Genomic DNA, 16,145 nt, shown 5'->3' with positions numbered 1-16,145 from the left:
GATCACCGTATTTTGCCATCAGCTCATCCATCTGCTTTTGGTAATCTTCTTTATTATAGTAGAGACTGGTGTTTGGTTGCAGGTACTGGGTTTCCATTTGAGGATCCCCCACACTCTCTTTACTTAGAGGAAACTGAAAACCCTTGGCCTCCACAATCGTGGTATTGAGACTGACGGTGGGAAAAAGCGTACCTACCACAATAGGCAAAGCCAAAAGCACGTAGGCGATTGATCGTTGATAGGGCTTTTTTAACCCGTGATCGTGATCATCATGTTCCTGATGGTGGCAATCTTCAGCATGATCGGCTTTTGGGTCTTCTTTCACCCAAGTATAAAGCTGAAACAAAGCCAAAATTAAGGCTATCACCGTGGACATAACTGCCAAATATTGATAGTGAACGTTGATAAATTGATTTAGTTTATCGGTCACTTGTAAATACATCATCAATCCGGCATAACCGGCTAAGATTAGAAAACGAATCATCCTTTACACCACCCATGCATATCCGGTGACACAAAGCACAATGATGGCCACCAACGTTAAAATAAATTTACCACTAAAATACCGGTTCATCATCAACAGATTTTTAATGTCCACCATAGGGCCGAAGACTAAAAAGGCCACCACAGGAGCTGTGCCAAAAAGACTTAATAAAGAAGAGCCGATAAAGGCGTCTGCTTCCGAACACAAAGACATAATAAAGGCCAGTAACAGCATCACTAAAATGGCTAAAATTTTAGAAGAACCGAGGGTCAATAACGCTGCTGTGGGTAAATAAGTCTGCATAGCCGAAGCAATCAATGCTCCGATAATTAAGTAGCGCCCGGTATCAAAAAATTCATCCAAACTGTGATGCAAAAGATGACTTACTTGATGAGTGAAATGATGTTTTTCCAAAGTGTTTTTGTGTAACGTACAGTCACTTTTTTCGATAACAACATGGTTTTCAGTCGAGGGATTTTGTACAGCTGCTTCAGCCACCGTGAAAAAACTTTTCTTCAAAACTGATCGAGGGGGAAAGTACGCCAGCCACACCCCCACCACCAGAGCCACGAAAAATGCACCCCCTACTCGTAAAAAGGCAAACTTCGCCGAATTCCCAAAGGCGATATAAGTGGAAAAAATCACAATCGGGTTCACAATAGGCGCGGTTAACATAAAAGCAAAAGCTGTAGGAATCGGCACGCCTTTGGTCACAAAGCGGTTCACAATGGGCACAATGCCACATTCACAAGAAGGAAAAAAAACGCCTAGGCCACAGCCCACTAAAATCGAAGCCAACTTATTTTTGGGCAATAGACGCCGCACTCGCTCTGGCGTCAAAAAAACTTGCAAAGCGCCAGAAATCAAACAACCTAACAACACAAAAGGCAAGGCTTCAATGACGATGGAAAGAAAAATCATACTCATCTGCAAAACTGAATCCGGCAGTTTATCAAACAAAAGAAAACCTCCAATTAGCCACTACTGCCTAAAAAAAACGCAAAAGGCAGTGAAAATAATATCTTAGTAACTATACTCCTGGCTTTAGTAACGTGGCAAGCTTCCTTAGTTGAAATTTATAAAAAAACTCTGTAGCCAGATTTGGCAGAAAACCAAAATTTGACTCCAGAGTTCATTTTTATTTATAAAAATGAAACTTATTGCTCGCTTTCATCAGATGGGCTAGCTTCCTCTGTTTCAGGATGTTTGGCAGCCCACGCTTCTTTTGTCTTGTTCTTTGCTTCTTCTTCCAAATCCTTCGCTTTTTTGATTTCAGCTTCCACTTCTTCATAATCAAAGCGTGTCACGCCACCGCCTAATTGATACATAATCAAATCATTAATCGGCCGGTTGTCTTCTTCTTCTGCAATTAAAATCAAGCCGGTTTGGCCTTCTCCGATATTCGAAAGCAAAAACTCAAAAATATTCCGGGCATTTTGAACTTCTTTGGCATCCCGACTGGCACCGATCACACTGCCTCCCATCCAGCCTAAAAGCATGGCTAACGGTCCCACAAAAACCCCGACTAACATACCGATTAAGCCGCCGGTGGACGCTTTGTTACTACCGGTGAAGTCCAAAAAATCATCAATTTGAAATTTGTGTTGCCCGTCAGCCGAATGGGTCACCACCGCCATTTGTTCTCCCTTGATTTGTCTAGCTATCGCCATCTTCTTGATTTCCGAAAAAGCTTGGTAGGCTTGGGACTCCACTTCAAAATTCATTACAATTACTCGTTTGGTCATTTTTTCTCCCCCTTTAATCGTATCAGTCGGTATAAGTACCGAGCAAATCTTACTCTTTTATTTTACCAATCATTGCGACGATTGAAAAATAATGGGACTTTTGGAGAAGAAAAAAACATCCCCAGGTCTTCCCGGAGATGTTTTGGATTTCCTATTCCACAAACTCAAATTCAAAATTGCCAATGCGGACGATATCGCCGTCTTTCGCACCACGAGAACGCAAGGTTTCATCTACCCCCATAGCACGAAGTTGACGAGCAAAACGCATGACAGTTTCTTCGTGATCGAAATTGGTCATCTGGAAGAGTTTTTCAATCTTCGCCCCAGATAAGACCCAAGTGGCATCTGGTTCCCGATCCACTGTAAACTCTGGTTCATCCGAAGTAAAGCCGTAATGAACTGCTTCTTCTATTTCTTCGTCTTCGTAAAGTGGGAATTCCGGTGTGGTTTCCAAAAGATCCGCTGTCGCATTTAACAAAGGTTCAATACCTTTTCTCGTGACTGCTGAAATGGCAAAAATTGGCAGGTCTTCCGCGAATTCATCGGTCTTTTCTTTGGCTAACTGAGCTTTGAATTTTGCCAAGTTTTCCTCAGAATCAGGCATATCCATTTTATTGGCTACGATGATTTGAGGTCGTTCCAAAAGACGGAGATTGTGTTCGCCTAGTTCTTTGTTAATGGCGAGATAATCTTCGTAAGGATCCCGGCCTTCCATACCGCTCATATCAATGACATGAAGAATGACGCGGGTGCGTTCAATATGGCGCAAGAACTGCGTCCCCAGCCCCACACCTTGGGAAGCTCCTTCGATCAGTCCCGGTAAGTCCGCCACCACAAAACTCCGTTGATCACTGGTCGTGACCATGCCTAAATTCGGCACTAATGTGGTAAAGTGATAAGCACCGATTTTTGGTCGTGCCGAAGAAATAATTGAAAGCAATGTGGATTTCCCTACCGATGGAAATCCGACCAGACCGACATCAGCTAAAACTTTTAGTTCCAATTCAATTTTGCGCTCTTGACCTGGTTCGCCATTTTCTGCGAGTTCCGGCGCGGGATTGCGAGGGGAAGCAAAGCGGGTATTTCCCCGGCCTCCACGACCACCTCTGGCTACAGTTAACGTGTCCCCATTGGCAATTAAATCTCCCAGTAATGCCCCAGTTTCTGCATCTCGCACTGTAGTACCAGGTGGCACTTTTACAAAGGTATCCTCAGAACCGCGGCCGTGCATCCCTTTACTCATGCCATTTTCCCCGGCTTGAGCCCGGAAATGACGATTAAAACGAAAATCCATCAAAGTGCGCAGGCCTTCATCAACAACGAGAACTACACTCCCGCCTTTGCCGCCATCACCACCAGCTGGGCCACCATCGGGTACATATTTTTCCCGACGAAAAGCCACCATTCCGTCGCCACCTTTACCGGCTTTGACATCAATTGTTACTTGATCTAAAAACATGGACATGATTCGTCCTCCATTTCTCATACTTTCCAACGTGTCCACAAGGGACGTCAACTCATTGTACCTATGAAACAGGCCTTTGTCCACGATAAGAAAGGTTCATTTAAAAAAGCTTTGATTCTTTTTATGACTTAGAGAAGGCTATTTCACAATATTTTGGGGTGTCCCCTTTACATATTGAGCCAAATTCTCCACTCCAATGGCCATCAATCGCTCTCTAGTTTCCACTGCTGCCCAAGCAATATGCGGCGTCAACCAGCAATTTGGTGCCGTCAACAGCGGATTTTCCGCTTCAATCGGTTCTTTCGCGACTACATCCAGGCCACAGGCAGAAAGTTTGCCACTGTGAAGTGCATTTGCCACTGCCGCTTCATCTAGTAATGGCCCTCTGGCAGTATTGATTAAAATTGCTCCCACTTTCATTTGCTCAATGGCTGCTTGATCAATCATCTTTTCAGTTTCTGGAAACAAAGGCACATGAAGGCTGATAATATCAGCCTTTTGATAGAGTTCAGCCAGACTGACTTGTTGTGCCCAGTCAGCTTGGGGCGTTTTCTCACGATGATTCCAATAGATCACCTTCATTTTAAAAGCGTGGGCGATTGTTGCCACTTCTTGGGCAATGGCGCCGTAACCGATTAAGCCAATGGTCTTTTCCCGCAATTCCATTAAAGGCTTCACAAAGTAAGTGAAATCAGGACAGCGCTGCCAGTCTCCTTGTTTTACGGAAGCATTATGGACGGCTACTTGAGACGTGATTTCTAGCAATAGTGCAAAGGTGAATTGAGCCACCGCCTCAGAGCCGTAAGCTGGGATATTGGTTACCGTCACCTGATGTTTGGCACAGGCTGCAAGGTCAATTTGATTAAACCCCGTTGCCATCACCCCCACATATTCCAAATTCGGACAAGCGACTAAAATTTCTTCGGTAATGGGCACTTTATTGCTTAAAGCCACTTGAGCATCCCCGATACGGTGGATGATTTCTTGGGGATCATCCACCGGCGTACGTTCATAAAGGGTAACTTCTCCTAATGCTTCAAATCCTGACCAACTAATATCTCCCGGATTTAATCCGTGACCATCTAATATGACAATTTTCATTTTACTTCCTCCACTAATTCCATCTGAATAAAATTCACCAATTCGTTGTAACACAGGGCTAGAGCTTCTCCGGTTTTCTCAAAACCCGCTCGCTGGTAAACAGTCAAAGCCCGCTGATTAAAATCCGCAACCCGTAAACACAATGTACCTTCAAATTGTAAGCCGCTTCTCGCAAATTCAATGGCTTTTTGGGTCATGGCTAAACCTTGCCCTTTACCACAATCTTCCGGGCGAATTCCTAAACCAATCTCCATACGCTCAGCAGACAAGGGCTGGTAACTAAAAATCCCATAAAAATTTTCACCGCGATACACCGCAAAAAACAGCTCTCCTGCTTGATTATCCAAAATTTCCGCCAGACTTTCTGCATAAAAAGGTACCGGCGTATTGTAAAACTCGTAAGGAGGCGGATAATGCCAGCGCAAATAAATTTCCGCTTCTTTTCGATTCATTTTTTTCACACGGTAAGTTTGACTCATAGCAGGCTCCTTTTACAAGTGATGTATGAAATCTTTGAAGTTTATTTTAGCATAAACTCATCCTTCTATTTTTTACAAAACATTTTTAAAAAAATTTCTGCCAAAAACCAAATCCTGCCGTTTTCTAATGCTAACGCAAAAACCCGCCCCAGTATTCCTAAGGGCGGGTTTTGTCTTTTAAAAGACTATTTGTTTTCTTTTAATTTGAAGTTAGACCATGGACGTAAGAAACCTAATAAGAACAATTCATCGGGAGCGATTTTGCCGACGACGTTAACGCGACCGTCGTTTTTCATGTCTTTTAAGGCAATTTGGGTTTCCCCTTTGTATTGACCGTAGTCCACGTTATCGATTAAGACATCCCCCCGAGTCATATCGTGGGTATCATGAGCTGGGAATGGTTTGTCTTTGTAATAAACCCGGGTCATGGTAGAGCGCAAAATGTAATCAGAGCGGTCTCCCCGATAGCTGTGAAGGTTATCAAAAAGACAAATCCGTTCGTCTTCTGTGATACCTTCTGCCACATCGACTTTCAACGTTGGGTAATCAGCAGTAAAGGCTTCTGCCATAGCAGCTAGTTCCGCTTCTGAAGCATAGGCATTGCCAATGGAGATGTCATCAATTAAGCCGGTCAAAACAAGGTGTTTAACTTGAGTGGCTAATTCCAAATCCCGATGATCTTCTAAAGAACACAATCCGTCTTGCGTTGGCCAAGGTCCAAAAGTGGCATCATGGGAATTCACAAAGGCCATGGTATTTAAGTTGTATTTACGGAATTTTTCCGAGCAATAGACAAAATGATCATAGCCTAAACCAGAATACCGATGAGGATAGAAATTATGGGAACCTAATAAATTGTTCGTGTTTGGCGAATAGCTCATAATATTGTCGACGTAATCGGTACCGGTGGACATGTTGATTTCAATTTTGATGCCATAGGGGTTTCTCGTCATACGAGCTTCTTCTGCTCCGGTAAAACCGATATCCAAGCGAATGCCGTCCGCCCCCATATCGTGGAAGAAGGACAAGTCATCATAAGAGATTTCCAGTTGTTCAAAAAGCGCTGGATTGATGTCCACCATAACTTCCATATCTAAAGAATTCGCATAGTCCACCACTTTTTTGAAATCAGCAAGGACTTGCTCTTTGTCGCCATTGATTTGTAACAGACTGGTGAAGACCCGCTTAAAGCCGTATTTGTGGGCTAAGTCCAAATATGCCTTGTCTTTTTCGTAAGTGGAACGCTCTGGATAGATTGAAATACCTAATTTTCCCATGAAATAAATCCTCCTAAAATCGTGAATTTGCTTACAAAACTAGTATAGCATTCCCAAAATTATTGGTCTACACCTTTACTCTGTTTTTTTGGAAAAGGTTTACAAATTCTTCATAAACTATGGTGGCGGCATGAAGAGATTTTTGTTATTCTAAGATGGTACGCAATAAGAAAGGAATGCAATCATCATGAAAAAAATAATCATCAGTGTCACCACTTTGGCGGCCTTAGTCTTTTTAGGAGCTTGTAGCAGTACTACCACTAAATCCAGCGACAGTTCTACTCAAACCACAGAAACCAGCTCTTCAGTGGATTTAAACAGTTTGGAACTTCCTCAGTTATCTGATGAAGTGGCAGAGGATGAAACTTTAGTGGAAATGGTAACTTCTGCCGGCTCCATTAAAATTAAGCTCTTCCCTACTCAAGCACCAAAAGCCGTGGAAAACTTTGTGACCCATGCCAAAGAAGGGTATTACAACGGCACCAAATTCCACCGAGTGATTGAAGACTTTATGATTCAAGGGGGGGATCCTAAAGGGGACGGTACCGGTGGCGAAAGCATTTGGGGCGATTCTTTTGAAAATGAAATTTCCAATCAGCTCTATAATATTCGTGGTGCCTTAGCCATGGCCAATTCTGGCGGGGATGCTACCAATGGCAGTCAATTTTTCATCGTGCAAAATAAAGACGATAAATCTGACGGCCTAGCCATTCAATACTACCCGGAAGCAATTATTGAAGCCTATAAAAAAGGTGGCGTACCTCAACTAGATGGCGGCTACACCGTCTTTGGTCAAGTCGTGGACAATGGCATGGAAGTCGTGGACAAAATCGCTACTTCTGAAACCACTGGTGAAGCCAACAGTATGGGCGAAGATTCTACCCTTAAAGAAGATGTAACCATTAAAGAGATTAAGATTTTACAAGAAGCGAAATAAAAAGAGAGCGAACTGCCACTTCATGGCGGTTCGCCCTCTTTTTTAGCTTCTAAAACTTCATTTCTTCCATGGAAGCTTTAAAAATTGCCAGTACGTCTTCTTTTTGTAAGGGCACAAAAGCATCCGTGGCAATAGCAGAATGTTTGACTGCTTGTTCCGCCATTTCAGCAAGGTTGCTGTCGTCAATTCCCACTTCTGGTAACGTCATCGGAATCTCGCAGGCTTTGAAAAATTCATAGAGTTTTTGAATGCTATCTCGGGCGACCGTTTCATCGTCACCAGTCAAGCCCCATACATTTTTACCAAACCGAACAAAGTAAGGTAACGTTTCGGCATTTAAGACGTGATTCATCCAGCGGGGCGTTAAAATCGCCAACCCAACGCCATGGGTAATGTCATAATAAGCAGAAAGCTCGTGTTCCATCGCGTGATTTGACCATGCTCCCTTGCGTCCACGACCGATTAAGCCGTTTAATGCCCAAGAAGAGGCCCACATGAGATTACTTCTTGCCTCATAATTAGCTGGTTCTTTTAAAGCGATGGGCAAAAGTTCAATCACGGTTTTCATCAGGCCTTCTGCCACATGATCAATCATTTGAGTACCCGGGGTTTGATTAAAATACTGTTCCATAATGTGGCTTAAAATATCCGCTGAACCCGCTGCCGTTTGGTATTTGGAAACGGTAAAGGTGTACGTCGGATCCAAAATAGAAACTTTAGGAATCAGGATTTTGTTGCCAAAGCCTAGTTTTTCATGGGTTTTGGGATTGGACAAAACTCCACCAGAATTCATCTCACTACCAGTAGCAGCTAGAGTTAAAATCGTTGCCGAAGGTAAGGCCTTTTTGATTACCGAAGAATCAGCAGTGAAATCCCAAGGGTCCCCTTCGTAATAAACCCCACCACAAATCGCCTTGGCACAATCTAGTGTGGAGCCACCTCCTACTGCTAAGACTACTTCAACCTTTTCAGCGCGACAAATAGCCACTCCTTTGCGTACGGTTTCGATCCGCGGATTAGGCTCCACACCGGCTAATTCCACGATATCGAAGTCTTTTAATACTTGATAAATCTTATCGTATAAACCATTTTTCTTAATACTGCCCCCGCCATAGACCAATAACACCTTGGTGCCATATGCTTTTAAGGCTTCTGGTAAATGCTCGATTTGGTTTTTACCAAAATAAACTTTCGTAGGTACTTCAAAGATAAAATTTTCCATAACCGTCCCTCCTCGCCTTTTATTATAAGAGACTTCGGCAGGAAATGAAATTCATTTGGCTGAATCTGCTGGCTGATGTGCTTATAGAAGGCTCGTATTTATTTTGATATTCAAAGTATTTTCCTTCATAAATTTTGTCTAGAATTACCGTATTTTCTATTTTTCATTCAAAAAAATAGTTTGACAATCAAACCTTTTTATCTAATAATAGTCTTGCAATCATTTTATTTACCATTTATTACTTTCAAGGAGAGTTCACATGAGCTTATTACAAGGAAAAAAAATCGTCGTTATGGGCGTTGCAAACAAACGCAGTATCGCTTGGGGCTGTGCCAAAGCTTTAACAGAACAAGGTGCTGAGGTCATCTACACGTACCAAAACGAACGGATGAAAAAACAATTGGACAAATTAGTACCTGAAGGCGCCTTTTTAGTGGAAGCAGATGCGGCTTCTGATGAAAGCTTAGAAGCGGCCTTTAACGCAATCGGAGAATACGCCGGAGAAATCCACGGGGTAATTCATGCCATTGCTTATGCCAATAAAGCGGACTTATCCGGCAATATTTTGGATATTTCTCGGGAAGGATTCGCTCTGGCTCAAGACATCAGCGCCTATTCATTCATTGCCACAGCCAAATATGCCAAACCTTATTTGGCAGAAAACGCTGGCTTGGTTACCATGAGCTATCTCGGTTCACAGCGGGCGGTGCCAAACTACAATATGATGGGCATTGCCAAAGCAGCTTTAGAAGCAGAAGTTCGCTATTTAGCCGCAGAATTATCCCCTGCTAAAATCCGGGTGAACGGCATTTCCGCTGGTGCGATTAAGACGTTAGCAGTGACTGGTGTGCAAGATTATCAAAAATTGATCCAACTCTCAGAAGACCGCACCCCAGATCACGTAGGCGTAACCATTGAAGAAGTGGGCAATGCCGCGGCCTTTTTGATCAGTCCTTATTCTAGCGGAATAATCGGTGAAGTGATTTACGTGGACAAAGGAGTTCATTTGTCTTAAAGAAATTTCCATAGGCTATGCACTAAATTGAAATCCATTCAATCTCCCCTGCCCTTTTCTGACACCTTCAGTGAAAAAGGCAGGGCTTTTTTTCATACTCTTTCCCCAGTTCTCTTTCTAATCTAGATGAAATAAGGGGCCTTTTTGCTTAAAAATCCCTTGGCAAGCTGTTTTTTATTACGCATTCAACTGCTTTTTTAAAATGCACAGCCTAAAAAAAATTTGAAAGAATCGAGCTTACTAGCTTTTTGACCCTCACCTAAAAAGAAAGCCCTTAATTATGAAGAGTGTTTTTTAACTTTTTTCTGTCAAAATGGCGTTTACAATCCTATTGTTTTCCCGTATTCTGATTTTATATGGAATCAAACAGCTACATAAATCGGGAGGTACCAAATGTCGTATCAAGAAATGCTGTTTTCCTTTTTGGGAGGCTTAGGAATTTTTTTATTTGGGATTAAATACATGGGCGACGGGCTACAAAAAGCCGCTGGAGATCGCTTGCGGGAAGTGCTTAATCGTTTCACATCCACGCCATTGCGGGCAGTACTTGCCGGGATTATCGTTACTGGTTTGATTCAGTCCAGCTCAGGCACGACGGTTTTAGCGGTGGGATTGGTTTCAGCCGGCTTCATGACCTTGCGACAAGCGATTGGCGTGATTATGGGGGCGAATGTAGGTACCACAGTCACCGCTTTTATCATTGGCTTTAATTTATCCGCTTACGCACTGCCGATTATCGGCGTGGGCTCACTGTTGCTCTTTTTCTTTAAACGAAAATCTTTGCAAAACATCGGCCAAATTCTCTTTGGCTTCGGTTGTTTGTTCTTTGGTTTAAAGCTGATGGGGAATGCCATGGAACCCTTAAAAGACTTGCCTCAATTTAACCAATTGATGTTGGAAGTCTCCCATATTCCAATTTTAGGCGTAGGGATTGGTACTTTATTGACTATGGTTTTACAAAGTTCCAGTGCTACCATTGGGATTTTACAACAACTTTACAGCCAAGGCAGTTTAGCCTTGGAAGCGGCATTGCCTATTTTATTTGGAGACAATATTGGTACGACCATTACCGCGGTGATTGCCGCCCTTGGTGCCAGTGTAGCGGCAAAACGTACCGCGGCAGCACACGTGGTTTTTAACTTAGTCGGTGCGATTATTTTTACGATTTTACTGACGCCTTTTACTCAAGTGGTAATTGCCATAACCGGTGCTTTGCATTTAAATCCCAGCATGCAAATCGCCTTTGCCCACGGCTTGTTTAACGTGACCAATTTGGGCATTCAATTTTGGTTTATTCCTCAAATTGAGAGTTTGGTAAAGAAAATCATTCCAGGAGAAGAAAAGACTTTAGCCATTCGCACAGTGGAGTTAAACGAGGATTTCTTACACACTTCCCCGTCCATCGCCTTGCGCCAAGCTTCCACAGAAGTGATTCAAATGGGCAATTACGTCTATCGCTCCCTAACTGCCACTAAAAACTATTATTTGGCCCCTACCGATGAAGTGAAAGATGAGGTCAATCAATACGAAGAAGCCATTGATCAATACGATATTGAGCTAACAGAATTTTTGGCAAAGACTGCCACCTTTGAACTATCCCAAACGGAAAGTCAGGAACAAGCCATGCTTTTGGAATTCACCAAAGACTTTGAGCGCATTGGCGACCACTGCCAAAACATCGTAAACTTTGTGGACGAAGCTTGCGAAGTGGAAAAGAAACAGCGCAACCGGGAAAAACGCAAAGGCCTCCCTACTACCAAACGGCAACAACTCTTATTACAAGATGAGGATTTACTGCTACTCTTTGATAAAGTTGCTAAAAATGTCCGGGACGCCCTAGATGTTTTGGAAAATGGCGACAGTCAAAAAGCGCAAAGGATTCTCACCCGAGAAGGCGAAATCAACGGCTTAGTGGACTTATTGCGAAGTAAGTACATTCGGCTGATGAATCACGGAGAAGGCCGCGCCGCTGATGGGATTCTCTTTATTGACATTTCATCCAATTTGGAACGCTCCAGTGACCGCACGCTTCACATTGCCAAATATATTCTCGGTAATGATTATGGCTTTAAGACGCCGGCAGCTTATCATCCGCTGGTGGAAACAGAGCCCGACATTGCCCTGCCAATTCAAGAGAAATAACTTCAGACAAGCACTGGTGTGAGCCGGTGCTTGTTTTTTGCGCTTTGTCTTTGTTACAATAAGGCAAATGATTTACTTGGAGGAGTTTTATGTTTTTACCCTTTTTAGCGGTTACTGCTAGCACCAGTTCCAGTGCCACGTCTACTACTTCGATTTCTGAAAGTTTGGAAAGTACCGTGGATTCCAGTACACCCGCGATTATTGAGCCGGCCACAAAACAGTTAAACGCTTTGCAACGTTGGTGGAATGACATTGACTGGGATCGGGTGGTGGGCATCTTAATTCAAAAAGGCCTGACTTTAGTGTTGCTGTGTGTCTTGTTTTTTATTTTATGGCGTATTACCGATTATCTAGTCGAACGCAGCTATCGCTCTTATTTAAAGCGAAAAAATATTAATGAAACCCGGGCCCACACCATTTATAACTTGTTGGGAAATGTTGCCCATTACACATTGGCTTTCTTTTTCATCTATTCCCTCTTGTCTACAGTAGGAGTACCGGTGGGCTCTCTTTTAGCCGGAGCGGGAATTGCCGGGTTGGCCATTGGTCTTGGCGCCCAAGGTTTTATGAATGACATCATTACCGGCTTTTTTATCATTATGGAACAACAAGTAGATGTAGGGGATTATGTTATTTTACAAAATATTAATATTGAAGGTACCGTGATTTCTGTAGGGATTCGCACGTTGGAGATGCGTTCTTTAGATGGCACGCTTCACTTCATTCCCAATCGGAATATCACCACCATTAGCAATAAATCCCGAGCAGATATGCAAGTCGTGGTGGACATTCGCATCTTACCTAGTGAAGATTTAGACGCCATGCGCAACGTCATTGAAGAAGTCAATGAACGCTTGAAACAGGCCAATACCGATAAAATCACTACACCGCCAACGGTTTTCGGCGTGGTGGATTTAGGCAATGGCAACTTTGTCATCCGCTCCACCTTTTACGCAGTAAATGGTACCCAAGCGGGCTTAAAAGAAGAATTTTTAACTGCCTCTTTGGAAGCCTTGACCCAGGCTGGCTTTACCATTCCTACTACGGTCATTCCGCCAAAATAATTCAAAAAAACGACTGGGAGCAAATTGCCCAGTCGTTTTTTAGCTCATTACCATATAAAGAAAAACGTTTCGGTCATTCCTTTAACTGAAAACTCATGGTGATTGGATTGTGGTCGGAATTGGCAAAATTTTGGTCTACCACAGCTACTTCACTCACTTCAACATTATCAGAAACGAGAAAGCCGTCTACAATGGAGACAAAAGATTCCCCTTTAACATACGCCTCGTTGTTGCGCCGAACAGACGGAATCTTCGACGCGGCCAAATTTCCTTTTGCTACTTGAAAATGCGCCGGTAGATCCTGTTCTGGAAAAGGATGGGTCCAGTTAAAGGGCTCGGTTTGCGTACCAAAGACTTCCGGGCTATTGCCCAGCATGTCGTGGTTGTAATCTCCTCCTACAATCACGTAATGCCCCGCCTCATAAGCCGTACTCATCTGCTCAAATAACAAATCCAATTGATCCTTGCGCACTTGGCGATTTTTAGTAAAAGCCGACAGATGCAAATTGATTAAAGTCAACGTTTTCCCCTTTGACACCGGAATTTCACTGACACTAATTGCCCGATCCAAATCAAAAAACTTATTAAAATCTGTATCAATGGGTAAGGAATAACGAGTGCTTTGGCTGATTTCTCCTTTGACTGCTGTGACAATCCCAGATTTGGCTTTGCCGATGGGATCGGTTACTGGATAAAAAAGATAAGCAGAATCATAATTTTGCGCGTAAACGCTGCTATATCCCGGAAGATTAGCAGAGTCTGTCAGTTGTTTGACTTCATTTACATGAAAGGAGCGATCGCCCTTTTCATCCACTTCTTGAAACAAAGCAATATCTGGATTGACTGCTTTTGTAGTAGCAATGATTCCTGCCATATTTTGCTCCACGGTGGCTTTGTCATAAGCCCGAGAGTAGCTGCCTCCATCCATAAAAAAACTATAATCAGCTGGATACGCCCCATAGCCTATGTTGTAGCTCATAATTTTGTACTCTTGCTTTGTGGTCAGTGGCTCTTGGGTAGTGTGCTTTACTTCCAAATCCAATTTCTCTGGCAGGCGCTGATAACTCAAAAATACATAGCCCACATAGGCAATCACCACAACTAGTAGCAATAGAAATAATGCCAAGATTCCCTTTAACAGTGTTTTCATCTTTTTCACTTCCCTAGTTTACGTAATATAGTTATGATACCATAGAGCCTTTTTAGAGAGGAATCATTTGATTGGGTTAACACAAAATTTGCAACTCGCATTTCATACCTTACGATTTCTTTTCAAATAAGTATTCACAGCTTACTCAGTATTCGTCACTTTTTATCGCTCACTACACAAGGGATAAAAATTCAAAAAAAGCCAGTAGCACAAGGCCACTAGCTTTTACATGACTAACTCACTTTTAAATCATTTTTGCTAATTTTTTCGTTGTCTGTGGTCTGTTTGGGAACCAGATGGTACTGCCGTTCTAACTCATGGACGAGGTGGTTGGTGCATTTTAGAATCTCTTTTCGGGTGATAATTCCTAAAAAAATTCGATTTTCATCCACCATCGGCAAGAAAGAATTGTTGACTAATAAGTGTAAAATATCTTCTAAATCCGCATCTTCCCCGACAGTGTCCACGCCGATTTCCATAACATCCGCCACCGTCAAGCCGGCTAAATGATCCGTGTCGATACTGGTCAATGAAACCATTTTTTTTACGATATCATTGAGGCCAATCAGCCCCATAAACCGATCGTCCTTATCCAAAACCGGAATTTTAGTATAGCCCACATTGGTTAAGACTAGTAATGCATGATCCAAAGAGTGTTGATACATAACAGTGGCCACATTGTCTGCGGGCACGAGAAAGTTGTCTTGGTTTTCTAAAAGTAATGCTTGTGTACTGGGACCAATCAATGAAATTGCCTCCATTTCTTACTACTCCTTCATTCTAGCAAAAAAGCCCCGCCTTGCCCCCTACTTTCGGTCTTCTTTTATGAAAAATTTACGCAGTTATCAGCTAGAGTTAAGAATCGGAAACAAAATGTAGCGAACAAAAAAGGCGGCCCTTAACTTGCTTGTAAGGGTCGCTTATCTAGTAATTTAACGGGAAAAATGAAAATGCAAATCAGAAATTGGGGTAAAACTCCGATCGTAATATTGCACATCCCAGCTGTCTTTTTCCGCTTCAATGATGGCAAAAGCCTTGATTTGAATACTGCCTCGGGGCTGAGAAATACTGCCCGGATTTAAATACAAACGGTGCTGCACCACTTCACAGCCAATCTGATGAGTATGACCAAATAAAACCACACTTGCCTCATTTTCCGCAGCTTCCATGGCAATCTTGCTTAAGCCAAATTTCACATTGGACAAATGACCATGGGTAACATAAATCCGGTCTAAATCAGTAGCAATCAGCCGGTGATCCAAATAGCGACTGTCAAAATCACAGTTGCCTCCCACTCCTTGATAAGTAGCAAAAAGTTCATCATCAGCGGGCAATTCCGAATCTCCACAGTGAATAAACAAATCCACTTTCCCTTGGTATTGTGCCAATATGTCCACTAAAATTTGGCGGTCGCCGTGATTGTCTGATACGACTAAATATTTCATGATTGTCCTCCTTTGATTTCCAACCAGTCTTGCCATTGCTCTTGTAATTTTTTCATGGCTTGTCCCCGGTGGCTCAAATGATTTTTCTCTTCTGGTAACAGTTCCGCTGAGGTTTTGTCCATTCCTTCAGGCACAAAAAGAGGGTCGTAGCCAAAGCCGTGATCGCCTCGAGGAATGCGGCCAATCGTACCAAACCAGTCTGCCTCCACCACAAGACTGTCCTTTTGGGGCGCCGCAAAGACTAACGTACAATGGAAATGAGCCCCCCGTTTTTCATCAGGGACATCGTAAAGTTCATGGAGTAATTTGGCATTATTGGCTGCATCACTTTTTTGAGCGCCTGCAAAGCGAGCGGAATAAATCCCCGGCATGCCGCCTAGCGCATCCACACAAAGACCGCTATCATCAGCTAAAACAGGCTGATGTAAAATTTGCGAAATGGTTTCTGCTTTTAAGCGGGCATTTTCTTCAAAAGTTTTCCCGGTTTCTGCCACATCAGGTAAATCCGGGTAATCTTTTAAGGTTTTGATTTGATAGCCGGCTGCCTCAAACATAGCCGCAAATTCTTTGGCTTTGCCGAGATTTCCCGTGGCGATCACAATGGTTTTTTCAGGAATCT

The 16,145-nt window shown here is 42.9% G+C and carries 16 protein-coding genes; 4 read left to right on the top strand and 12 right to left on the bottom strand.

What is annotated here, in order from left to right:
* From AB5754_RS06320 to AB5754_RS06290, 7 genes are all read right to left on the bottom strand, one after another.
* Positions 1–484: DUF1980 domain-containing protein (locus AB5754_RS06320; protein ID WP_368259512.1), on the bottom strand; the 484-nt coding region annotated here is incomplete at its 3' end.
* A 3-nt stretch (positions 485–487) separates the two neighbouring features.
* Entirely contained in the window at positions 488–1,444 is a 957-nt protein-coding gene (locus AB5754_RS06315; protein WP_368252456.1) for a permease, read from the bottom strand.
* A gap of 197 nt (positions 1,445–1,641) precedes the next feature.
* Positions 1,642–2,229 (bottom strand): DUF1269 domain-containing protein, encoded by a 588-nt coding sequence (locus AB5754_RS06310; protein ID WP_311834462.1) that lies wholly within the window; start codon positions 2,227–2,229, stop codon positions 1,642–1,644.
* Positions 2,230–2,380: 151 nt separating this feature from the next.
* On the bottom strand, positions 2,381–3,694 hold the full coding sequence (gene obgE, locus AB5754_RS06305; protein ID WP_368259511.1) for a GTPase ObgE: 1,314 nt from the start codon (positions 3,692–3,694) through the stop codon (positions 2,381–2,383).
* 138 nt (positions 3,695–3,832) lie between these two features.
* Entirely contained in the window at positions 3,833–4,795 is a 963-nt protein-coding gene (locus AB5754_RS06300; RefSeq protein ID WP_368252185.1) for a D-2-hydroxyacid dehydrogenase, read from the bottom strand.
* Entirely contained in the window at positions 4,792–5,274 is a 483-nt protein-coding gene (locus AB5754_RS06295; RefSeq protein WP_368252184.1) for a GNAT family N-acetyltransferase, read from the bottom strand. The genes AB5754_RS06300 and AB5754_RS06295 overlap by 4 nt, the downstream gene beginning before the upstream one ends.
* A gap of 185 nt (positions 5,275–5,459) precedes the next feature.
* Positions 5,460–6,551 (bottom strand): DUF871 domain-containing protein, encoded by a 1,092-nt coding sequence (locus AB5754_RS06290; protein WP_368252183.1) that lies wholly within the window; start codon positions 6,549–6,551, stop codon positions 5,460–5,462.
* Positions 6,552–6,738: 187 nt separating this feature from the next.
* Between AB5754_RS06290 and AB5754_RS06285 the strand changes: the two genes are divergently transcribed.
* A complete protein-coding gene (locus AB5754_RS06285) occupies positions 6,739–7,488 on the top strand; it encodes a peptidylprolyl isomerase (protein ID WP_368252182.1) in 750 nt (249 codons plus the stop codon).
* A 49-nt stretch (positions 7,489–7,537) separates the two neighbouring features.
* Here the strand turns inward: AB5754_RS06285 and AB5754_RS06280 are convergent, their stop codons facing one another.
* A complete protein-coding gene (locus AB5754_RS06280; RefSeq protein ID WP_368252181.1) occupies positions 7,538–8,710 on the bottom strand; it encodes an iron-containing alcohol dehydrogenase in 1,173 nt (390 codons plus the stop codon).
* A 259-nt stretch (positions 8,711–8,969) separates the two neighbouring features.
* Here AB5754_RS06280 and fabI point away from each other — a divergent pair, with 259 nt between their 5' ends.
* The 3 genes from fabI (at position 8,970) to AB5754_RS06265 (ending at position 12,931) form a co-directional block, all read left to right on the top strand.
* The gene (fabI, locus tag AB5754_RS06275; protein ID WP_368252180.1) at positions 8,970–9,725 is read left to right on the top strand and encodes an enoyl-ACP reductase FabI; all 756 of its coding nucleotides are present in this window, start codon (positions 8,970–8,972) and stop codon (positions 9,723–9,725) included.
* A 393-nt stretch (positions 9,726–10,118) separates the two neighbouring features.
* A complete protein-coding gene (locus AB5754_RS06270) occupies positions 10,119–11,867 on the top strand; it encodes a Na/Pi cotransporter family protein (protein WP_368259510.1) in 1,749 nt (582 codons plus the stop codon).
* Positions 11,868–11,956: 89 nt separating this feature from the next.
* Entirely contained in the window at positions 11,957–12,931 is a 975-nt protein-coding gene (locus tag AB5754_RS06265; RefSeq protein WP_368252178.1) for a mechanosensitive ion channel family protein, read from the top strand.
* A 73-nt stretch (positions 12,932–13,004) separates the two neighbouring features.
* On the opposite strand, the gene AB5754_RS06260 is transcribed toward AB5754_RS06265, so the two are convergent.
* The 4 genes from AB5754_RS06260 to AB5754_RS06245 form a co-directional block, all read right to left on the bottom strand.
* Positions 13,005–14,081, bottom strand: coding sequence for an endonuclease/exonuclease/phosphatase family protein (locus tag AB5754_RS06260; RefSeq protein ID WP_368252177.1), 1,077 nt, complete (start codon positions 14,079–14,081; stop codon positions 13,005–13,007).
* Positions 14,082–14,314: 233 nt separating this feature from the next.
* On the bottom strand, positions 14,315–14,827 hold the full coding sequence (gene cbpB, locus AB5754_RS06255) for a cyclic-di-AMP-binding protein CbpB (RefSeq protein ID WP_368252191.1): 513 nt from the start codon (positions 14,825–14,827) through the stop codon (positions 14,315–14,317).
* A 186-nt stretch (positions 14,828–15,013) separates the two neighbouring features.
* Positions 15,014–15,526 carry a metallophosphoesterase gene (locus AB5754_RS06250; protein ID WP_368252176.1) on the bottom strand — a complete coding sequence of 171 codons (513 nt, stop codon included), beginning with the start codon at positions 15,524–15,526 and terminating at the stop codon, positions 15,014–15,016.
* Positions 15,523–16,145 (bottom strand): XTP/dITP diphosphatase (locus AB5754_RS06245; protein ID WP_368259509.1); only part of this gene is annotated, 623 nt, incomplete at its 5' end. The genes AB5754_RS06245 and AB5754_RS06250, both read right to left, overlap by 4 nt.

It is taken from the genome of Enterococcus sp. 2201sp1_2201st1_C11_2201SCRN_220225, assembly GCF_040925905.1.
Classification (GTDB): Bacteria; Bacillota; Bacilli; order Lactobacillales; family Enterococcaceae; genus Enterococcus_C; species Enterococcus_C asini_A.
Note: the sequence above shows the minus strand (reverse complement) of the source record. Positions and strands in the feature narration are given on the sequence as shown.